Origin of the sequence: Cupriavidus basilensis, assembly GCF_008801925.2 — a bacterium.
Taxonomy (GTDB): Bacteria; Pseudomonadota; Gammaproteobacteria; order Burkholderiales; family Burkholderiaceae; genus Cupriavidus; species Cupriavidus basilensis.
On the sequence record NZ_CP062803.1, the window covers coordinates 1,763,436 to 1,783,884 of the forward strand.

Genomic DNA, 20,449 nt, shown 5'->3' on the forward strand with positions numbered 1-20,449 from the left:
GATGACTTTTTGATGACCAAAATGTCATAAATCGGGGCTTCGGCCACCGCTAGAATGGCGGCATACCGTTGAATGGCATTGCGCATCATGAGCATCCTCGTCATCGAAGACGACCCCAAGACCGGCGATTACCTCAAGAAGGGTTTGCGCGAAAGCGGCTACGCCGTGGATCTCGCACGCACCGGTACGGACGGCCTGCACATGGCGCTGGAACACGCCTACGACCTCGTCGTGCTCGACGTGATGCTGCCGGGCATCGACGGCTGGGAAATCATGCGCACGCTGCGCGCGCGGCGCGACCTGCCGGTGATCTTCCTGACCGCGCGCGACCATGTCAACGACCGCATCCACGGGCTTGAGCTCGGCGCCGACGATTACCTCGTCAAGCCGTTTTCGTTCATCGAACTGGTGCTGCGCATCCGCACGCTGCTGCGCCGCGGCGTGGTGCGCGAGGCGGAGCTGTTCGAGTTCGCCGACCTCAAGCTCGATGTCCTGCGCCGCAAGGTGACGCGCCAGGGCGTGGAGATCGTGCTGACCAACAAGGAATTCCTGCTGCTGCACCTGCTGGTCAAGCGCCAGGGCGAGGCGCTGTCGCGCACGCTGATTGCCGCCGAGGTGTGGGACATGAACTTCGACAGCGACACCAACGTCGTCGATGTGGCCATCAAGCGGCTGCGCGCCAAGGTCGACCAGCCCTTCGACAAGAAGCTTATCCATACCGTGCGCAGCATCGGCTATACCTTCGGCGAGGGCGCGTGAAAGCCTGGTCCTCGCGCTCGCTGACCGCGCGCACCACGTTGTCGTTCGCCGCGATTGCCTGCGTGGTGATCGGCGCGCTGGGCGCGTATTTCTACCAGTCCGTCAAGACCTCGATGGAGGCCCGTGCCGATCTGCAGCTGATCGGGCGCGTGGCGCATTTCCGCCGGCTGGCCAGCGATGTGTACACCGTCGGCGAGCTCAAGGACCGGCCGTTGCTGTTCGAATCCATGCTTGGCGCCGAGCGCGACGTGCTGATTTTCCGCAAGCCGGGCGAGCCGCCGTTTATCCACGTCAACCCGGACAACCTGCCGGTGCCGGCAAAGCTCGAGGCCTCTGCGCCGGGCGACGGCGCCGGCCCGAGCGCGGCCAGCATCCTGCGCACCTGGCTGGACAACGGCGTGCCGGTGCACTGGGCGGCCGCGATGGCGCGCTCCAGCGAGGATGGCGGCGTGGTCGAGGTGATTGCCGCGCATCCCATGAGCAACGAAGTGCGGATGCTCGCCGCCTACCGCGACCGCGTGGTGCTGGCCGCGCTGGTCGGCATGCTGGCGGCGACCGCGCTCGCCTTCTTCGCCATCCGGCGCGGGCTCAAGCCGGTAGGCAGCATCGCCGCGCGGGCCGCCGAGATCAGCCCCGCCAGCCTCGCCGTGCGTCTTGATGAGCGGGATGCTCCCGCCGAGCTGCGCGGCCTCGTCGGCGCGTTCAACGCCATGCTGGACCGGCTGGCCGACGGCTACGAGCGGCTGTCCCAGTTCTCCGCCGACCTGGCCCACGAGATCCGCACGCCCGTGGGCGCGCTGATTGGCCAGACCCAGGTCACGCTGAGCCAGTCGCGGCGGCCGGAGGAATACCAGGACGTCCTCGAGTCCAACCTGGAGGAGCTGAACCGGCTTGGCCATATTGCCGAGAACATCCTGTTCCTGGCGCAGGCCGACCATGCCGGGCTGGTTATCGAGCGCGCCCCGGTGTCGCTGCCTGACGAGCTCAACAAGATCGCCGAGTATTTCGAAGGGCCGGCGGACGAGAAGGCGATGACGTTCGACGTGGAGGCGCTCGGCACGGTCTGGGCCAATCCGCTGCTGTGCCGCCGCGCCATCAACAACCTGGTGGTCAATGCCGTGCGCTACGGCGCGCCGGGCAGCGTGGTGCGGCTCAGCAGCACCGAAGAGCCTGACGGCATCGTCGTTGCGGTGGAAAACCAGGGCGAGGCCATCCCGCAAGCCCAGCTCGACCGCCTGTTCGACCGCTTCTATCGCGGCGATGCGGCGCGCAGCCGGGTCGCGGAGTCCAACGGCCTCGGCCTGGCCATCGTGAAGGCCATCATGGTGCTGCACGGCGGCGGCGTGATGGCCAGTTGCCCCGCGCCGGGGCTGGTGCGGTTTGCGCTGCGGTTCCCGCGGCAGCAAGGCGTGGCTTCCTGAGCTTGTGGCGGCTGACGCCTGCCGTGACAGCAGCGTTACAGCAGCGTATCCAGCAGATCCGGTCCGAACACCTCCCGGTGCACCCGGTCCGCCTTCACGCCTCGCGCCTGCAGCGCCGCGCGCTGTGCCTGCATGAATGGCAGCGGCCCGCACAGGTAGAAGTCCGCATCCGCAAGATCTTCGTCGGCCAGAATCACATCGATATCCATGCGGCCGGGCAGGGCGGGTTGCGCCAGAAATTCCGCCGGCTCCCCGGATTCCAGGAAAAAGTGCGTGCGCAGCTTGGGCAGCTTGCGCGCGGCATGCCTGACGTCATTCAGGTGCGCCACGTGCGAAGCCATGCGCGCGGCGTGGCCGAATACCACCTTGCGTGAAGGATTGCGCTGCGCGACGGTGTTCAGCGCGCTGATCATGGGCGTGACACCGACGCCGGCCGAGAGCAGCACGATGGGGGTGCTGGGCTCGATGCGCGGGGCGAAGTCGCCGAAGGGCTGGCTGACCAGCAGCACGTCGCCTTCGCGGGCGTTTTCGTGCAGCCAGTTCGAGACCGCGCCGGCGGGCAGATCCTCGCCATTGCCACGGTCACGCTTGACCGAGATGCGCCAGGTCTTGCCGTTGGGCGCGTCGGACAAACTGTACTGGCGCTGCTGGAAGGCGCTGGGGGTGAGTTCCACCACCACGGAGATGTACTGGCCGGGCAGGAAGTCGGCCAGCGTGGTGCCGCCCACGGCTTCGAGCGTGAAGGCGGTGATGTCGGCGCTTTGTGCTTCGCGCGCGACGATGCGCACGGGCTGGCGGTGATCGGGACCGGTTTGCGCGCGCGCGTAGAGGCGGGCTTCCGCGGCGATCAGTTCGGCGGCGAGCAGCCAGTAGGCTTCGTCCCAGGCGGCGACCAGCGCCGGGGTGGCGGCATCGCCCAGCACTTCGCCGATGGCGCCGAGCAGGTGGCGCGCGACGATGGCGTAGTGGCTGGGTTTGATGCCGACCGATGCATGCTTGTGGACGATGCGGCTGACCACCGGAGCCAGGGCGCTGTTGTCGCCATAGTTGGCGGCGTAGGCGAACACGGCGGAAGCCAGCGACTGCTGCTGCGAACCATTGGCCTGGTTGCCCATGTTGAACAGGTTGGTCAGCTCGGGCCGATCGGCAAACATGTTGCGATAGAACGTCTGGGTAATGGCCAGGCCATGTTCGCGCAGCACGGGCACGCTCGCGTCGATCAGGGGTCTCGATTGTTCGGACAGCACGGCAACCTCCAAAGATGTGCGAAAAATGCAACAAAAAAGAAAAAGGACTCCGCACCGTGGTGCGGTGGCGGCGTACGGTCTGGGTGCAGTCCCGGTGTGTCCTGGACGCGGTAGGTGGCGACGCCTTGAAGCCGATTTTATTAAACATGCATTTTCAATGCAACATAAAATTTGCGGCAGCGCGCAAAGATGCATCTTTGGTCCATGTTAGACTGCGGCAGCCGTCACACCGAGGCTGCAGTGCCTGCTGGAGCCCCATCCTGGCGACCCCATGCATCATCGCCGCAAACCGGACTTTTCCATGAGACTGACTGACTACACCGACTACAGTCTGCGGACCCTGATCTATGTGGCGGTCCATCCGGGCGAACTGGTCACCATCCAGCACATCGCGGATGCATTCGGCATTCCCAAGAACCACCTGATCAAGATCGTGCAAAAGCTCGGCCAGGCCGGCTTCCTGCATACGGTGCGCGGGCGCGCAGGTGGCATCGCGCTGGGCCGGCCGGCTGCGCAGATCAATGTGGGCGAAGTGATCCGGACCATGGAGTCGGATTTCAACCTGGTGGAGTGCTTCCAGGGCGATGACAATCACTGCATCATCACCCGCGTATGCGGCTTGCGCGGCGTGCTGTCCGCAGCGTTGCGGGCTTATTTCGAGGTGCTGGACGCGTATAGCCTGCAGGATCTGGTGGAGAAGCCTGCGGCGCTCACCCGGGCGTTTGGCGACGGCGGCGCGGCCACCCTGACCGGCATCCCGGTCAAGAACGTGACGCGCAAGGCCAGGGCCTCTCGGGCGACCGCCGAGGGTGCCGGCGAGCAGTAAGTCCGCGTTGCGCCGGTCTCCCGGCTGGCGGGAGCGGCGCCGGGGCAAGGTCGGCCCGGGTTCAGGCCGACCAGCGTGACGGTGGTGCTGGTGGTTACCTGAAGCTGTGAAGGTTCGATCGAACTCTGCGTAACCCTTCAATGCGCGGCCGCACCAGCGGCAGCATTGCCGCCCTTGGCTGGCTTGGTGAACCAGATCAGCGGAATGATCACGATGAAGATCACGCCCGAGATCCAGAAGATATCGTTCAACCCAAGCATGGCGGCTTGCGTGGTGAGGTTGCGTTCGAAGAACGCCATCGCCTGGTCATGGCTGAAACCGGCCGTGGCCTGCAAGGCTTCCAGCGCGTGCACAAAGGCCGGGTTGTGCTGGCTGGCCTGCTCCGCGAGTTGCGAGTGGTGCAGGACATTGCGGTCGTTCCAGGCCGTGCTGGCCAGCGACGTCCCTAGCGCGCCGGTGAACACGCGAACAAAGTTCGACAGGCCTGCGGCGGCCGGAATCTTGTCCGGCGACAGCCCCGACAGGATGATCGCGGTCAGCGGCACGAAGAACAGCGCGGTGGGGATGCCTTGCAGCAACGTGGGCAGCACCAGCGTCCAGGTGTCCACGGTGGTGGTGTAGCCCGAGCGCATGAAGAACACTGCGGCGAAGCCGGCAAAGGCCATGGTCGCCAGCACCCGCGCATCGGAGCGCGGCATGATCTTGCCCAGCACCGGCCCCAGTATCACGGCGAAGATGCCCAGCGGTGCGGTCACCAGGCCGGCATTCACGGCCGGGTAGCCAAGGTACTGCTGCATCCATTGCGGCAGCAGGACCAGGTTGGCGAAGAATACGCCGTAGGCTACCGAGATCGCCACGGTGCCGCCCAGGAAGTTGCGCCTGGCAAACAGCTTGAGATCGACGATCGGATGTTCCTCGGTCAGCTCCCAGATCACGAAGAAGATAAAGCTGATCAAGGCAACGACACCCAGGCCCACGATCAGCGACGAATGGAACCAGTCGAGATCCTTGCCCTTGTCGAGCATGATCTGCAGCGCTGCCACCCAGGTGATGAGCGAAGCCAGGCCAACCTTGTCGATCGGCAGGGCGCGCTTCGGTGTTTCACGCGAGCGGTAGATGATCCAGGTCACGGCGGCGGCGAACAGGCCTACGGGAATGTTGATGTAGAAGATCCAGGACCACGAGTAGCGGTCGGTCATCCAGCCGCCCAGCGCCGGGCCGGCAATCGGGCCCACGGTAGCCGTCATGGCCCACAGCGCCAGCGCGGTGGAGCTGCGTTGCTTGGGGTACGAGCCTAGCAGGATGGCCTGCGAGAGCGGAATCAGCGGGCCGGCCACGGCGCCTTGCAGCACGCGCGCGGCCAGCAGGATCGGCAGGGTGGGCGCAATGCCGCACAGCCAGGATGACAGCACGAACAGCAGGATGGCGCCGACGAACAGGCGGATTTGCCCGATGCGCTGGGTCAGCCAGCCTGTGAGCGGGATCGATACGGCGTTGGCGGCGGCGAACAGCGTGATGACCCACGTGCCTTCGTCCACCGACACACCGAGGTTGCCGGAGATGGTGGGAATGGCCACGTTGGCGATCGACGAGTCGAGCACGTTCATGAAGGTGGCGAGCGCTACCGCGAAGGTGGCTAGCACCAGCTTGCCGCCGGTAAGCGGCGGGGGCTGGAGCGGTTCGGCTGTGTTGGCGTTTTCCATGGTGAACTCGACGGGTTTCTGGCTGGTGTCTGCCGGCTCTTGCCGGATTTGATTGCCATTCAAGAATCTGAGTTATCAGATAAATAACGAAGAAAAATCCTGGCAAGGCATTACAGGACGGCCCCTTTGGCCGGTTTTTCAGCCGTCTTCGCGGCAACCGCGGTAGCCTGTGCGGCCTGGCTGGATGCGCCCGAGGTGCTGTTCAGCGCGATGATGCGAGCGATTTCAGCATCGGCTTGCTCCCCATAGCCACGGTAGACATCGGTGCTGTAGGTGGTCTTCTTGACCGCGCCGAGTTGCGCGCCGCTGCGGTCCCGGGTGTCCACGTCGACCTGCATCGACAAGCCGATCTGCAGCGGGTGGGCACGCAGCTCCGCCGGGTCGAGCTCGATGCGGGCGGGCAGGCGTTGCACCACCTTGATCCAGTTGCCGGTGGCGTTTTGTGCCGGCAAGGCCGAGAACGCGCTGCCGGTGCCGGCGGAGAAGCCCACCACGCGGCCGTGATAGCGCACGCTGCTGCCGTACACGTCCGCGCGCAGCACGACCGGCTGGCCGATTCGCATGTGCTGGAGCTGGACTTCCTTGAAGTTGGCATCCACCCACACGCCATCCAGCGGGACGATAGCCAGCATCGGCGCGCCCGGGGCTACGCGCTGGCCGACCTGCACCGAGCGGCGCGCCACATAGCCCGTGACGGGTGCCGGCAGCGTGTTGCGCGCCAAGGCGAGATGCGCGTCGCGCAGCTTGGCGGCGGCGGCCTGTACGGCAGGGTGCTCGGCGACCGTGGTCTGGTCGGTCATGGTGCGGTTGGAGGCAAGTTGCTGGCGGGCAACTTCGAGCGCGGCCTCGGCGGTCTTGACCGCGTCGCGGGCGTGGGCCACGTCTTCCGCGGACACGGCCCCGGTTTCCGTCACCTGGCTGCGGCGCTGGAAGTCGTCGCGGGCCTTGGCCAGGTCGGCCTGGCGCTGCTGGATCGCGGCCTGGTAGACGTTGTTGTTGACGTAGAGGGCGCTGACCTGGCGCACCGTCTGCGCGAGCTGAGCCTGGGCGTTGCCCAGCGCGACCTGCGCATCGGCCGGGTCGAGGTTGACCACGGCTTCGCCGGCCTGGACGATCTGCGTGTCGTCGGCGTTGACGCTGATCACGGTGCCGCTGACCTGCGGCGTGAGCTGCACGAGGTTGCCGTTGACGTAGGCGTCGTCGGTGTCTTCGTGATGCACGGCGTAGGTGAAGTAGTAGCCCGCGTAGCCGCCGGCGGCAAGCAGGGAGGCCAGGCCCAGCGCGGCGAGCAGGCGCTTGCGGGTGGCCATCTTGCGGGCGGTGCTGCTGCTGCTGTTGTTGTCGGCGGTGGTTTCGGTCTGGGTAGCTTTGGTCATGTTGATCACCTTGGTCGCTGTATCGGTGGTGTTATCGGCGTTGAGCGGTTGTTGCGCTGATTGCGGCTACTGCGGCTACTGCGGCTATTGCGGCTGTCCGGGAGCGCCCGGGGCGGCGGCGCGAAGGACTGGCGGCGTGGCGGCCACCGCGGTGGCCGCCACGCCGGACGTATCCGTGTAGCCGCCGCCAAGAGACGCCGCCAGCGCGATCTGGCGGTCGCGGCGCGTCATGCGCAGCTGGGCCACGGCCTGGGTGCGGGCCAGCGCGCTGGTTTCCGCATTCAGCACGGTGAGCTGGGTCGTCAGGCCCTGGCGATATTGCGCAAGAGCCAGGTCGCGGGCACGGCGGCTGTTTTGCTCGGCGCGCAGTGCATCGACCAGTTGCGCATCGATTGTGCGGATCTGTGCCAGTTGCGTCGCCACGTCGGTCAGGGCGCCGATCAGCGTCTGGTTGTAGTTCGCCACTGCCAGGTCGAATTCCGCATAGCGGCCCTTCAACTGCGCGCGCAGCGCGCCGGCATCGAAGATCGGCAGGTGGATGGCCGGGCCGGCGCTGGCGGTGCGGCTGGCGGCGGTGAGAAAGCGGCCAAAGCCAAAGGCATCCAGGCCGATCGCGGCGCTCAGGTTGATGTCGGGGTAGAAGCCGGCCTTGGCCACCTTGATGTCGTGGGTGCTGGCATCCACGCGCCACCGTGCGGCAACGATGTCGGGGCGGCGCGAGACCAGGTCGGCCGGGAGGTTGTCCGGCAGGCGTACGGCATCGCCGGGGCTCAGCGTGGGCCGCGCGAGGGCCAGCCCGCGGTCCGGGCCGCGGCCGAGCAGGGCGCCCAGCTGGTAGCGGGTATTGAGGATGGCGCCGTTGAGCGCCGTGACCGCTGCGTTGCTGGCGTCGAGGTTGGCGTCGGCGGTGCGTTGTTCCACTTCCGTGTCCAGGCCGGAGGCGGCGCGGGCGTGAGTGATGCGGGCCAGCGCGCTGCGCTGCCCGACTTCGTCCCGGGCGATGTCAAGCAGGGCGTACAGGCGGGCCAGCTCGTTATAGGCGCGGGCCACGGCCGAGCTGACGGACAGGCGGACCTGCTCCGATTCCGCCTCGGCGGCGCGGCGGGCCGAGACCGATGAGGCCAGCGCTTCGCGGTTCTTGCCCCACAGGTCGAGTTCATAGGCGGCGCTGATCACGCCACGGTTTTCGGTCTGCCAGGAGCCCGCAACGGGCGGTGGCACCATGGCCGTGGCCGAGTACTGCTGGCGGGTCAAGGCGTAACCGGCGTCCACGCGCGGCAAGGTGTTGGCATTGGCGCCTTCGCTGTAGGCGGCGGCGGCGGCCAGGCGCGCCTTGGCCATGTCGATCGACGGGCTGCCTTCGAGCGCCTCGGCAATCAGCCCGCGCAGCTGCGCGTCGCCGAACTGGGCGGCCCAGTCCGCCGCGGGCCAGTGGCCTTGCTCGGCGGGCAGGCTGGCGGTGGTTTCCAGCGCAGCGGACTCGGCAATGTGCTTGTCGCTGGAGATGCCCGTGTAGTTGGCGCAGCCGGCGAGCCAGGCGCTGAGCAGCAGGGGCAGGACCTTGGGGGAGCGCAGGGCGCGGCCGGTCGTTCGAGATGTCTGTGTTTTCATTTTCTGATTTGTCAGATAAATGGTTAAAAAAAGACGCGCGCTCAGGCGGCCGAGAATTTGTCGAGCAGGCGCAACAATTCGTTGAACTCGCTCTTGCTGAAATCCTTGAGGCGCGCATTGAGCACCTCGGGGGCAATCTCCGGGATCTGGTCGGCAACGCTGTGGCCCTTGGCGGTAAGTTCCAGGTTCACCACGCGGCGGTCATCCACGCTGCGCGAGCGGGTCAACAGGCCCTTGTGCTCCAGCTTGTCGAGGATGCGGGTCATCAGGCCGGTGTCGATCACCAGCAGCTTGCTCAACTCAAACGGGGTGGTGGCCATGCCGCGCGACAGCGACAGCAGGATGCCCATCTGCTGGGTGGTGATATCCAGTTCCTTCAGGGCCGCGTCCATCTCCATCAGCACAAGATTGCGGGCCTTGTTGAGATAAAAACCGACGCTCTCCGTCAGGTTGAAGGTCCCCTTCGTGTAGTGCTTCATGGCTGCTTCCTGTCTTTCGTCGGCTGGCTGGATAATATTTGATAAGTCAGATAAATTCAAGGCCGCATCTACATGGTTTGGCACGTGCGCAGAGGGCGGCCGGCAGGTTCCGAATGTGCCGATTGCCGGCGCGGATGGCTACGCGTTCACCCCGCGGCTGGCGAAGTACCGGGCCGGAGAATCGCCAAAGGCTCGGCGGAACATGGCGATGAAGTTGCTTGGCGTGGCGTAGCCCAGCGCCTGCGCAACGTCGCCCACGGCCTCGCCGCGCGCGAGCCGCTCCAGCGCCAGCGTGAGCCGGGCCTGCTGCCGCCAGTTGGCAAAGCTCAGGCCGGTCTCGCCCAGGAACAGGCGGGAAAGCGTACGCGCGGACAAGCCGGCCCAGGCCGCCCATTCCACCAGGCTGCGGTGGTCGTCGGGCTGTGCCAGGATGGCGTTGCTGATCCGGCAGGCGCGCCGGTCGGTCGGCAGCGGCAGGTGCAGGGGTTGTTGTGGCGCCTGCCGGATCTCATCCAGCAGCACCGCAGTGATTCGCTCTTGTGCGGCGTCCAGCGTGAATGGCGAAGGCCACGACGCAGCGCGGCTGACGAGCGCGCGCATCACATCGCTGGTCCCTACCACGCAGGGCATGCTGGGCAGGTCCTGCGCCGCGGTGGGCGCGATCCACACATTCCAGCCGCTCAGCACGCCGCTGATCGTGACCCGGTGCATTTCTCCCGGCGGCATCCAGCCAGCTCGCTGGGCGGGCAGCAGCCAAGAGCCGCGCCGCGTGCGGACATGCACCAGGCCGTTGTCGATGCAGAACAGCTGGCCGCGCACGTGGCTGTGCCAGCCCAGCTCACGCGTGCCGAGCCGGAACTCGTTGTCCGCCTTGTCGGCGCCGCGCATGGCGATCAGGGCCGGGCCGTCCGGCCGCTCGCTGGCGTCGGCAAAGGCGGCCACGAGGCTTTCCGTATCTGCCGCCACGCTGACGGAAGCCGAGGGATGGGATGGGCGCGATGACATGGCTGGATTTCATTATTTATCGGCTTGATAACGATATCAAGTCTACCCGTTTGCGCCGGATACTTGCTGCCAAGGCGCTGCCATCCACACTTTCCCGCGCCGCAGGAGATCTACATGCAGACCGCAATCGCCGCCGTAGCGGCTACATCCGCAATACCCAACCTCCAGATTTACGATGCCAGCCGTTTTCCCATCGTGATCGGCCGCACGCAGGCCATGCAGGCGGGCTATGCAATCCAGTGGCGCGAGGAGATGACCGCGCTGGTCGAGCAGGGCCGGCCCTTTGTCCTGATTCATGACCAGCGGCCGGCGGAGGAAACGCAGGAGGACCGCAAGCAGCGCGCCTTGTGGCTGAAACAGTACAAGGCGCCGCTCGGCGCAGTATGCAGGGCGCTGATCCACATTGAGCCCGACCCGATCAGGCGGGCAGCGCTCAAGGCCCAGGCGTTGCTCGCCGTCAAGGCCTTCGGCATTCCCATGGCGATTTCCGCCACCATGTCCGACGCGCTTTCGCTGGCCGCGCGGGTGCTGGACGAGACCACGCTGGATGCGTCCGCGGATGCGCAGGCACCCGGGGCAGCCGCGCGTTGAGCGCTTCAGAACCAACGTCATGGCCCAAACCGCGAAATTCTCCGTGTCTATGAAACCACTGCACATCACCATCGTTGGCGCCGGCCTGGGAGGCTTATGCCTGGCGCAAGGGCTCAAGCAGCGGGGCATTGCCTTCGATGTGTACGAGCGCGATGCCGCGCTGGCCAGCCGTACGCAGGGCTACCGCATCCGGATCGACCACGCGGGTCAGCAGGCCTTGAAGGGCTGCCTGCCGGCGGCGTTGTTCAGCGTGTTCCAGTTGACCAGCGCCATCCCCGTCGCTGGCGTCAACGTAGTGGACACTGGCCTCGAGGCCGTCAGCGGCAGGTGGGTGGAGTCGTGGCGGCGTGCCCGTGGCGATGCGCCCGCCGCAGCGCAAGCAGAAGCAGAAGCGCAAGCCGAGGCGCAGGCGGAAGACCTGAGCGTGAATCGCCAGACGCTGCGCGAAGTCCTGATGCATGGCATCGAGGATCGGGTGCATTTCGGCAAGGCGTTCGTGCGTTACCGTGAAGACGAAGACGCGCGCGTGCAAACGGGCTTCTCCGATGGTTCATCCGCCTTCTCGGACCTGCTCGTCGCGGCGGATGGCATTAATTCAAGGGTGCGCCGACGGCGCCTGCCGGACGCGGCACCGGCCGATACCGGGTTTGCCTGCCTCTACGGCAAGACCGATCCCACGCCTGCCACGCTGGAGCGGCTCTCCGGCTTGCTGCCGGCCAGGACGTCGATCGTCTTTGGCGATGGCCTGGCCGTCATCATCGATCCGATGCGGTTCCGCCCGCCGCCCGCGGGGTACCGCCTGAACATGCCTGGCGACTACCTCTACTGGGCCATCGTCGGCGCGCGCGAAACCCTTGGCATCGGTTGGGAAGCCGGGGATGCGTTGCAACAGGACGCGCTTGCCGCGCGCCTCGAACGCATCACGGCGCGATGGCATGCCGGCCTGCGCCCGCTGTTCCAGCAGAGCGATCGTGCCTCGCTGGCCATGGTGCCCGTCAGGACGGCCGATGTGCCCGCTGCCTGGCCAAGCAGTGCCGTCACGGTGCTGGGAGACGCCATCCATGCCATGAGCCCGGCCGGCGGCCTGGGGGCAAACACGGCGCTGCACGATGCGCTCCTGCTATCGCGGCAGCTGGGCGAGGCCGCCGCCGGCCGCCGTTCGCTGCGGGCGGCCATTGGCGGCTACGAAACCGCGATGCGGGAATACAGCGCGCGCGCCATCCTGGCGTCGCAGCGTGGGACAGAGGTGTTGCTGGGCGCCAGCGGCTGGCAAGCGGAGCGGGTCCTGGCCGGCTAGGCATGGAGATTGGGCAAGCGGGTGGCGTGACCTCGCGCAGACAAGCGCACCCCGCGCGGCCAAGCGAAGGGGCCGCGCGCGGTTGCCGCTGCAAAGGTCCGAACCCGGGGCGCTATTGCCCAAGCGCGAGGATTGCCATGCGGCGGCGCGGCAACCTGGGTGGCCGCGCCTTTGGGCTGCTCGCTACTTCGATTTCGCGCCGTCCGTGTATGGGTCGGCCTTGCCGGCCTTCGCGCCATCCGTATAGGGATCGGCCTTGCCGGCCTTGGCCCCGTCCGTGTAGGGATCGGGCTTGCCTTGCGTGGCATTCAGGTCCATTTGCGTGGATTGCTTCGCACCATCCGTGTACGGATCGAACTTGCCGGTTTTCGCCCCGTCCGTATAGGGATCGGCCTTGCCGGCCTTGGCCCCGTCGGTGTACGGGTCGAACTTCTTCTGCTGGCCATAGCTCAAGCCTGAAGCCGTTGCGGCGGCGACAAGTAACGTCAACGTGAGTACTCTGCGCATCTCTTGCTCCGGTGGTAAGGAGGTGGTCGCCTATGGTTCAGCGAGGGCGCGCCCGGTCACAGGCCGGCCGGAATAGCCGGCATCTGCGCCACGCCTGGCAAGCTGGGGCGGTAACCTCGGTGGGCCAGCGGGGCACGCAAGTCAAGGCAGGCCAGGGCGCATGAGAACTCGCCCCCGTCTGCCTATGCTGCGTCCCGCGCAGTTCATCCTAGGAGTGAATCCGGAGAGGCCGTAGTAAAACGTTGTAAATCCTTGTTGCGCTTTTTCCTTTCGGCCGCGCCACGTCCCATGTGCGCTTTGCGCGGTATCTTGGCCTTCTGGCATCCGATCTGAAAAACTCCTTGACTGTCTATCTACCAGTAGATAATATTCACGACATGGAAGCCGCTGCTCCGCCCCAGCAAGAAAGCTGAAGCAGGAAAGAGGATCCAGCGCATCACCCGGGGAATCCCCGTTTTTTTGGCTGGCTTATCTATCTACTGGTAGATAACTAGCAAGAGAAGCGAAGGGTTCCAAAGCGTACCGATTCGATTCCGCCCAAGCGCGGGTCCTCAAATGGAAATGGAGAACATCATGACCTCGAACCTCTTCGCCAAGAGCCTGATCACCGCCGCCGCCCTGGCTGCCGCGTTCGTTGCCGGCACCGCCCAGGCTTCGGGCCCGAAGGACAGCACGTTCTCGGGTGACAAGTACGGCTACGTGTTCCGCACCACCACGCCCGACGCCTTCACCGATGGCGCGCGCAGCGGCAAGTTCGACCCATTCACCGAAGGCGCACGTGTTGGCAAGGCTGACCCGTACACGGACGGTGCCCGCGTTGTTGCCGGCCTGGATCGTAGCGGCGTGTCGGCCAGCCCGGCCCGCAGTGTTGACGCTTATACCGATGGCGCGCGCAGCGGCAAGTTCGACCCGTTCACCGAAGGCGCACGCGTTGGCAAGGCTGATCCGTACACGGATGGTGCCCGCGTTGTTGCCGGCCTGGATCGTAGCGGCGTGTCGGCCAGCCCGGCCCGCAGCGTGGACGCCTACACCGATGGCGCGCGCGGCGGCAAGTTCGACGTGTTCAGCGAAGGCGCCAATGCCTGAGTGCGGCAAGGGCATCCCGGCGATCGCCGCCTGGATGTCCGATGGCGGTTGGGAAACAGAATGAGAATGAAACAGAGTAGGGGTGCATCATGAGTTTACGAGACAGCTTCCTGATCCTGGCCGGCTGGGTGGTTCTGTGCGTTGCCAGTGGCTCTGCCATCACCGCGGTGGCGCAAGTGCTCCCGGCGTGAGCCGCCAAAGGGCGGCGATAAGCGCAATGAAGGCGTAACTTAGGGGCAACTAAGCCGGCTTGTTGCGACCGCACACGAAATTGGCTTGAGGATCTATCGATAGGTAGATAAGATCGCGCTATGAAAACGCAATCCGTACGCGAACAACTGCTCGAACACACGCTGGTGCTTATCCGCCGGCGCGGCTTCAATGGTTTCAGCTATCGCGACCTGGCCGAGCTGGTCGGCGTGAAGACGTCGAGCATCCATTACTACTTCCCCGCCAAGGGCGACCTGGTGCTGGAGGCGGTGAAGGAATACAGCGCCCGCATCTCCGAGCGGCTGCGCAGCGTGGATTCGTCGCTTTCCCCTGCCGCGCAGGCCGAGGGCTACCTCAACTTCCTGCGGACCGCGGCCTGCGGCGACCAGATCTGCCTAGCGGGCATGTTGTCCACTGAGACGCTATGCCTGCCGGAGGCGGTCCACGCCGAACTCAAGGCGTTCTACCGCATGAACGAGAACTGGCTGACGGGGCTGATCGAGCGCGCGCAGAAGGAATACGGCAAGGTCTACCCGGTGACGCCTCGCGCACTGGCGCAGGTGATCTACGGCGCGCTGCAGAACGGCTTGATCGTTGCGCGGCTGTTTGGGGCGCCTGAGCGGCTGGAGTCCGCCGCCGAGCTGCTGATGGCTTCGGTATCCAAGTAGGACGAACAAGCAGCGCGCCGCTGGCTCCCGGCATGTGAAAAAGCCGACCTGACGAGGTCGGCTTTTTGTTTGCATCGCGCGCCGCGCTTCAGCCGGCTGCGCTCTCCAGCACCTGCCACTTCTCGTCGGACTCCTGCACGCGTTCGTCCTGCACCAGCTTGAGCAGGTGCGCCAGCAGCGAGCGCTTTGCCACGGGGAGCATGCGTTCCGGCACGTCGTCGTAGACGCGCAGGAGCAGGGCGTCGATGCTGGTTTCGCCGAGCGCTCGCAGCGCGTTGAGCACCTTTGCCTCGCGCTGCATGCGATGGCGGATCAAGGTGCGGATGGCGTCGGCGGGCCGGGGCATCAGGAAGCCGTGGCCGGGTGCGAGCCACTCCAGGTCTTCGTCCTGCAACGCGGTGAGCGAGGCCAGGTACGCGCGCATGTCACCGTCGGGCGGATTGATCACGACGGTGGATCCCTGCATCACATGGTCGCCAGTGAACAAGGTCTTCTCTTCCTCAAGCAGGAAGCAAAGATGATTGGATGCATGCCCCGGCGTGTGGACGACGCGCAGCGTGCAGCCTTCGCCCAGCGCCAGGCGCTCGCCGTGCACCAGGATGCGCCCGGGCTGGAAGGTCTGGTCCTGGCGTGGCGTCTGCGGCGCGGGTCGGCCCAGCACCGCCGCGCCGGTGGCGGCCTTGAGCCTGGATGTCGCCGGCGAGTGGTCGATGTGGGTGTGGGTGGCCAGGATCCAGCGGATCGGGCCGGGCGCGGCCGCCAGCACGGCGTCCACATGGGCTTCGTCGTCGGGGCCCGGATCGATCACGGCCCATTCGTTGCGCGTGGGATCGCCCACAAAGTACGTATTGGTGCCGGGTCCGGTCATCACGCTGCCATTGCCGGCCGTGACGCGCCAGATGCGTTCGGACAGGCGCACCGCGGCGCCGGTCGCTAGCTCATAGCGCGCATGGCCCTGGCCTTGCGGGTCGATGCGCTCGATCTCGGCATAGGCGGGCTCGCTGGGCAGCACGGGCCGCAGGCCGCCACTGCCCTGGGCCAGGCGGGGCATGACGCGCGCAATGTCGCGCAACTGTGCCGCGTGGTCAAAGCAGGCCTGGGCGGTGTCGAAGCGGGCAATCGACGCCAGCGTGCGCCGCGTGACGGCCACCAGCTTCAGGCCGCGCGCCGGATCGATGGCATCGCCTGGGCGTATCCAGAGATGCTCTACGGCCTCGTCGCCATCGTGCGTGGCGGACTGGCCGGCGGGCGCCACGGCCACGAAAAAGCGCGTGTCGAAGCGCTTGGGCAAGCCAGGTGGCGTCAGCCAGTGGCTGTGATATGCCAGGCGGTCCACCGCCAGGCGCACGCCAAGCCGCTCGCAGAGCTGCGCCATGCCCGGTCCACCGCTGCGCGCCGACTGCCGCAGCCATGCCTGCTGCGTGGCATCGAGCGTGTCCAGCGCGATCAGCTTGCCATCGGTATCGCTTGCAAACAGCAGGCCGGCTTCCTCGAAACACTCGCGCACGGCTGCCAGGTAGAAATCCAGGCCGCCATCAGGCAGCTTGAGACGAGCGCTGGCCACGGCATCATCCAGGCCGGTGCAGGCATCGCGCAGGGTTTTGTCCTGGGGGTCGAGCGTGCCGCCGGGAAAGACGAAGGCGCCGCTGCTGCGGTCGTCGTTGCGCTCGGGGCGGCGCACCAGCAGCACTTCCATGCCGGCCGCGCCATCGCGCACTACCAGGATGCTTGCGGCCTGGCGCAGGGAGGGGGGGCGTGAGGGAGGCGGGCTTCCGCTCTGTTCTTGTTCGCGCATGTGGGGCGGTTCCTGATTGACTGGCTAGGATCAGGGGACAGTGTAGCGGCATCGCACGGTTATGCCACCAAGGGAAAGCGAGACGGTAAGCCGTTGGCGGGGCCGTCCCGCACTTGCGGGCAGGACGGTTGTGGCGGTGATTACTGGTTGGAGGTCGTTTTGTTCATCGCAGCGAATTGCTGGGTGAGGTAGGTTTTGGTGGAGTTCATCCGGGTCATCATCAGGTCAAGCTGCTGGAACTGCGCGCGATAGCGTGCCATCGTGGCATCGATCCCCGCTGAGGTGCGGGTGTAGGTGCTGTCGAGGTTCTTCAGGTTGGTGTTGATGCCTTCGGTGGCCGTCGTCAGCGCGCCTTTTGCAGCGCTGAACGATTTCACCATGTCCGCCAGTTGATTGCCATAGCCGGACTTGCCATCGGTACCGCTGAACAGCTGTGCCACGCCGGTCCGGTTGGTGGTGAGCGCCTTGTTCAGCTTGGCGGTGTCGAGCCCCATGGAGCCGTCGGCCTTGAACGAGATCCCGATCTGGGTCAGGTTGACCAGGCTCGAGTCGCTGGTGCCGGTCTGCGGCGTGTTGAACACGGAACGCAACTGGTTCTGGATCGTGCGCAGCGTAGCGTCGCCCAGCAGCGGCGACTGCGTGCCCTTGTTGGTCTTGTCGAAGGCTGACAGCTTCGCGGCGGTGCTCTGCAGCGTGTTGTAGGCCGTGACAAAGCTCTGTACGGCGGAAGCCATCGTCCCGGTGTCGGTGACGGCGGTCACCGTGCTGTCGCCCTTGCTCAGCAGGTTCAGCGTCAGGCCCGGCGCGGCGCCCTGCACCGAGTTGGTCGGGCTGCTTACGTCGATGCCGTTGATGTTCAGCTTGGCATCGAGGGCCTCGATGTTCTGCTTCATCGCCTTGGTGCCGGCCGGGTCATACGCCAGCAAGCCGGCAATGGTGCTGGGGTCGCCGGCGCCGTTGCTGTCCACGGAGATGCGCATGCTGGACTTGGCGCCCGTGGTGTTGGACGTCAGCACCATGCGGTACGGTGTGCTGCCGCCATCGTTGACGATGCTCGCGGTCACGCCGGCATTGGACGCATTGATCGCATCGCGGATGCCGGTCAGCGTGTTGTTGGTGCCGTTGATGTTGATCGAGGCGGACTTGGCGGTGCCGGGCGTAAAGACGGCGCCCTCGGTGGTCCCGAATTCGATCGTGATCTTGGCGCTGCCCAGCAACTGGCCCGTGCTGTCGGTGATGCCGTTGGACACCAGCGTCTGCGACTGCGCCAGCTGCGACACCTTGACCGCATAGCTGCCTGCCAGCGCGGACTTGTCCGCCACGACGCCCAGCACGCCGGTGTTGCTGGATGTGGTGGTGCTGCTGTTGTACAGGCTTGCCGTGCCAAGCGCGCTGGCGGCATTCTGGAACGAAGCCAGCGCCCCTTGCAGCAGACCATAAGCGGAGAGCTTGGTGGTGTGGACGGTGGCCTTCTTGGTCAGGGCGGTGAGCTTGGTCTCTTCCGCCTTTTGCAGATTGTCCAGCAAGGTGCTCAGGTCTAGCTGGGACCCGACTCCTATCGAGGAAATAGCCATGGTTGCAATCCCTTAATTGCATGTTGGAGGAGGCCGGCCCGCCGAAGCGGCCCGGCTGGTCAGGAGAGCCAGTTGCGCGCGGATGATACGGCCGTCACGCAGGGCTTCCTCGGGCGAGGTACTGATCGATGGCGTCGCCATAGGCGTGCGCTGTATTGCGACAAGCCGCTGGTTCCTGGCAGGAAATCCGGTGCCCGTGGCCTGGCTGTCGCGTCGCCCTTGATGTTGTCGACACGAGGGTAGATACGGATACGCCTGGGCAGCCGTGGGACGCCACTGGCCATTAAGATGCTGCTGATTTCACCCCGGCTCGCTGATCTGTCGGCTGTGGGCGCCGATCTTGTCCTCGTTTCGCGCTGAAGATGTGCGCATCGATCGAAAACCAGGGGGTAATCCCGATCGTGTGCTTCACTCTTCACGCTCAAGATCGTAGCGGCGTGGGCCTGGGGCCAATTGAGTGAATAAGGGGTGAAAGTCCGCGCATATCGTTTGGGTCGGCGCCGCGCAGGGCGTTTCGCCAACCGCAGCGAAACCTATCGACGAGCCTGCAAAAAAATGCACTGCGGGACCGTCCATTTGCCATCAAGTTTGAGAGGGAGATGCCGATATGGACCGCAAGGGTTTGCTCGACGCAGCGACGGTACTGGAAGACCTGGCCGCCGGCTTGCAGCCGGACGCGGTGCGCCTGGCGGCGGGCGCGCAGGCGCTGGAGGCCATGCACGCCGACCACCCCTCATGGCGCGACATGACCGACGCCGCATTCGGCCTGCAGGCGCTGGCCGCGGGCGGCGCGCTGGGCCCGGACGCGAAGGGGCGCGCACGCGCGGCCCGCCTGGCTGAGGTCGTGCGCAGCCTGGTCGATCCTTTGTAGGGCCAACTGGCGACGGTGCCTGAGAGGCTGTTTCAAGATGAAACGAAACGGTATTGCCCAGGCGCGCGGCCTCAGGCAGTGCAAGTGGATTGGCCAAGGCCGCGCAACGACGCCAGCATCTTTTGGAAATGATGGTCTCTAAGCCAGCGACAGGACGATGGCCGCCGCGCCAATGACGGCAACCAGATCCTCGATGACCGCCGCCGGCAGGCCCCTGCCGAATATCGCCGCAAGGCGCGCGCGCACAGCCGCGCCGCCGAGCGTGCCGATCGCCGCGCCCATGGCGCCAAGAATGCCCCCTCCCACCAGCATGCCGCCACCCGCCCCGATCGTGGCCCCGCACAGCGCCCCCGAGAGAATACGCGCGCTGAACTGTGGCGGCACTCTGCGGCTTGGCGTGCCGGGCAGCTTGTCGGTGATGAGCTCCACCGCGGCCAGCACGCTGAAGACCCAGGGCGTGAACCGATAGCCCATGAAGGCAAGCCAGCTGCCCGACAGGTCCAGCAAGCCCGCGTGGACCGCCCAGCTGACGGCGGCAGGCGCCGTCATGGCGCGCAGGCCAGCCACGATGCCGATAAAAAGCGAGAGCACGTACAGGGTCATGGCGTCTGTCCTCAATCAAGGCTGACAACGGTGACATGGCTGACGCGGTGAGCTTAAGGCCGTGCCGTGCGCGGGCACGTGCGCTAACCCACATGGCGAAGCAAGCGGCCGAGTGAGGGGGCGCGCGCCAGGACCTTGGCCCAGCGCTGGAGCTACAGCATCGCCTCCACCTGCGCTAGCAGCTTGCCCAGCGCGCGCTCCATCACCGCGCGCTCCTTGGGGGAAAGCGCGGACACCAGCGTCTCGTGGCGGCTGGCGGCGATCCGCATGATCTTCTCAAACAGCGGTTTGCCCTCGGCGGACAGCGAGATCAGCACCGCGCGGCCGTCGGTGGGGGATGGCTCGCGCCTGACCAGGCCTTGCTTGATGAGGTGATCGGCCGCGCGGCTGGCCTGGCTTTTGTCCAGGTTGGCGAAGCGCGCAAGGTCGATGACCAGGAAGGGGCCGAACTCGCCGATGGCGGCGAGCGTCCTGGCTTCGCTGAGCGACAGGCCCAGCGTTTCCGAATAGGCCTGCGCGATGCCGCGGTCGAACTGCTTGACGATACGGTGCAGGCGGTACGTGGCGAAGTCGGAGAGGGAGAGCTTGGGGTTTGTCATGACGCGCGGCCCGCCGTGTTGTCCGTCTGCGTTGCTTCGAAGCTGCGCGAGACCTCATCGAGCAATCGCGTCGCATCGGCAAAGCCGGCATGGCGGCTGAGCGCCAGCAGCGCCACGCGGGCCAGGTAGAGCGGCGTGTTGTGCTCTCCGAGCGCGGTCATGCGGTAGCACATCGCCGTGTAGATTTCATCGAGCTCGGTCGGGCTCATGGTCGTTTGCAT

General features: G+C 66.0%; 20 protein-coding genes. 8 read left to right on the forward strand and 12 right to left on the reverse strand.

The genetic code is table 11. From position 1 onward, the window contains the following. Positions 1–87 precede the first annotated feature (87 nt). Together F7R26_RS08025 and F7R26_RS08030 are read left to right on the forward strand one after the other, a co-directional pair. On the forward strand, positions 88–759 hold the full coding sequence (locus F7R26_RS08025) for a heavy metal response regulator transcription factor (protein WP_150985778.1): 672 nt from the start codon (positions 88–90) through the stop codon (positions 757–759). Then, complete coding sequence (locus tag F7R26_RS08030) at positions 756–2,180, forward strand: heavy metal sensor histidine kinase (protein ID WP_150985779.1); 1,425 nt, start codon at positions 756–758, stop codon at positions 2,178–2,180. Before F7R26_RS08025 ends, F7R26_RS08030 begins: the two co-directional genes overlap by 4 nt. A 35-nt stretch (positions 2,181–2,215) precedes the next feature. On the opposite strand, the gene F7R26_RS08035 is transcribed toward F7R26_RS08030, so the two are convergent. Beyond that, positions 2,216–3,427, reverse strand: a complete 1,212-nt coding sequence (locus F7R26_RS08035; protein WP_150985780.1) for a globin domain-containing protein — start codon at positions 3,425–3,427, stop codon at positions 2,216–2,218. A gap of 301 nt (positions 3,428–3,728) precedes the next feature. Here F7R26_RS08035 and F7R26_RS08040 point away from each other — a divergent pair, with 301 nt between their 5' ends. Continuing rightward, entirely contained in the window at positions 3,729–4,253 is a 525-nt protein-coding gene (locus tag F7R26_RS08040) for an RrF2 family transcriptional regulator (protein WP_150985781.1), read from the forward strand. A 137-nt stretch (positions 4,254–4,390) separates the two neighbouring features. Here the strand turns inward: F7R26_RS08040 and F7R26_RS08045 are convergent, their stop codons facing one another. From F7R26_RS08045 to F7R26_RS08065, 5 genes are all read right to left on the reverse strand, one after another. Further along, a complete protein-coding gene (locus F7R26_RS08045; protein ID WP_150985782.1) occupies positions 4,391–5,956 on the reverse strand; it encodes a DHA2 family efflux MFS transporter permease subunit in 1,566 nt (521 codons plus the stop codon). Positions 5,957–6,066: 110 nt separating this feature from the next. Beyond that, positions 6,067–7,332 (reverse strand): HlyD family secretion protein, encoded by a 1,266-nt coding sequence (locus F7R26_RS08050; protein WP_150985783.1) that lies wholly within the window; start codon positions 7,330–7,332, stop codon positions 6,067–6,069. An 84-nt stretch (positions 7,333–7,416) separates the two neighbouring features. Beyond that, on the reverse strand, positions 7,417–8,943 hold the full coding sequence (locus F7R26_RS08055) for an efflux transporter outer membrane subunit (protein ID WP_150985784.1): 1,527 nt from the start codon (positions 8,941–8,943) through the stop codon (positions 7,417–7,419). Positions 8,944–8,984: 41 nt separating this feature from the next. After that, on the reverse strand, positions 8,985–9,422 hold the full coding sequence (locus tag F7R26_RS08060; protein ID WP_150985785.1) for a MarR family winged helix-turn-helix transcriptional regulator: 438 nt from the start codon (positions 9,420–9,422) through the stop codon (positions 8,985–8,987). A 138-nt stretch (positions 9,423–9,560) separates the two neighbouring features. Then, positions 9,561–10,427: an AraC family transcriptional regulator gene (locus F7R26_RS08065; RefSeq protein WP_150985786.1), complete on the reverse strand. Its 867-nt coding sequence runs from the start codon at positions 10,425–10,427 to the stop codon at positions 9,561–9,563. A 114-nt stretch (positions 10,428–10,541) separates the two neighbouring features. Between F7R26_RS08065 and F7R26_RS08070 the strand changes: the two genes are divergently transcribed. Then, on the forward strand, positions 10,542–11,018 hold the full coding sequence (locus F7R26_RS08070) for a hypothetical protein (RefSeq protein WP_150985787.1): 477 nt from the start codon (positions 10,542–10,544) through the stop codon (positions 11,016–11,018). 49 nt (positions 11,019–11,067) lie between these two features. Beyond that, positions 11,068–12,315, forward strand: a complete 1,248-nt coding sequence (locus tag F7R26_RS08075) for an FAD-dependent oxidoreductase (protein ID WP_241754508.1) — start codon at positions 11,068–11,070, stop codon at positions 12,313–12,315. A 183-nt stretch (positions 12,316–12,498) separates the two neighbouring features. Here the strand turns inward: F7R26_RS08075 and F7R26_RS08080 are convergent, their stop codons facing one another. Beyond that, positions 12,499–12,822, reverse strand: a complete 324-nt coding sequence (locus F7R26_RS08080; protein WP_150985789.1) for a hypothetical protein — start codon at positions 12,820–12,822, stop codon at positions 12,499–12,501. Between the two features lie 573 nt (positions 12,823–13,395). Here F7R26_RS08080 and F7R26_RS08085 point away from each other — a divergent pair. Beyond that, positions 13,396–13,908, forward strand: coding sequence for a copper resistance protein CopQ (locus F7R26_RS08085; RefSeq protein ID WP_170301856.1), 513 nt, complete (start codon positions 13,396–13,398; stop codon positions 13,906–13,908). Positions 13,909–14,219: 311 nt separating this feature from the next. Further along, entirely contained in the window at positions 14,220–14,786 is a 567-nt protein-coding gene (locus F7R26_RS08090) for a TetR/AcrR family transcriptional regulator (RefSeq protein WP_150985790.1), read from the forward strand. Between the two features lie 88 nt (positions 14,787–14,874). On the opposite strand, the gene F7R26_RS08095 is transcribed toward F7R26_RS08090, so the two are convergent. Together F7R26_RS08095 and fliD are read right to left on the reverse strand one after the other, a co-directional pair. Beyond that, on the reverse strand, positions 14,875–16,581 hold the full coding sequence (locus tag F7R26_RS08095; protein ID WP_150985791.1) for an MBL fold metallo-hydrolase: 1,707 nt from the start codon (positions 16,579–16,581) through the stop codon (positions 14,875–14,877). Positions 16,582–16,721: 140 nt separating this feature from the next. Continuing rightward, the gene (gene fliD, locus F7R26_RS08100; RefSeq protein ID WP_150985792.1) at positions 16,722–18,155 is read right to left on the reverse strand and encodes a flagellar filament capping protein FliD; all 1,434 of its coding nucleotides are present in this window, start codon (positions 18,153–18,155) and stop codon (positions 16,722–16,724) included. Between the two features lie 607 nt (positions 18,156–18,762). Between fliD and F7R26_RS08105 the strand changes: the two genes are divergently transcribed. Beyond that, a complete protein-coding gene (locus tag F7R26_RS08105) occupies positions 18,763–19,026 on the forward strand; it encodes a hypothetical protein (RefSeq protein WP_150985793.1) in 264 nt (87 codons plus the stop codon). Positions 19,027–19,164: 138 nt separating this feature from the next. Here F7R26_RS08105 and F7R26_RS08110 read toward each other — a convergent pair whose 3' ends face one another. From F7R26_RS08110 to F7R26_RS08120, 3 genes are all read right to left on the reverse strand, one after another. Further along, on the reverse strand, positions 19,165–19,629 hold the full coding sequence (locus tag F7R26_RS08110) for a DUF4126 domain-containing protein (RefSeq protein WP_150985794.1): 465 nt from the start codon (positions 19,627–19,629) through the stop codon (positions 19,165–19,167). A 152-nt stretch (positions 19,630–19,781) separates the two neighbouring features. Further along, positions 19,782–20,228: a MarR family winged helix-turn-helix transcriptional regulator gene (locus F7R26_RS08115; protein WP_150985795.1), complete on the reverse strand. Its 447-nt coding sequence runs from the start codon at positions 20,226–20,228 to the stop codon at positions 19,782–19,784. Next, the gene (locus tag F7R26_RS08120; RefSeq protein ID WP_150985796.1) at positions 20,225–20,449 is read right to left on the reverse strand and encodes a hypothetical protein; all 225 of its coding nucleotides are present in this window, start codon (positions 20,447–20,449) and stop codon (positions 20,225–20,227) included. Before F7R26_RS08120 ends, F7R26_RS08115 begins: the two co-directional genes overlap by 4 nt.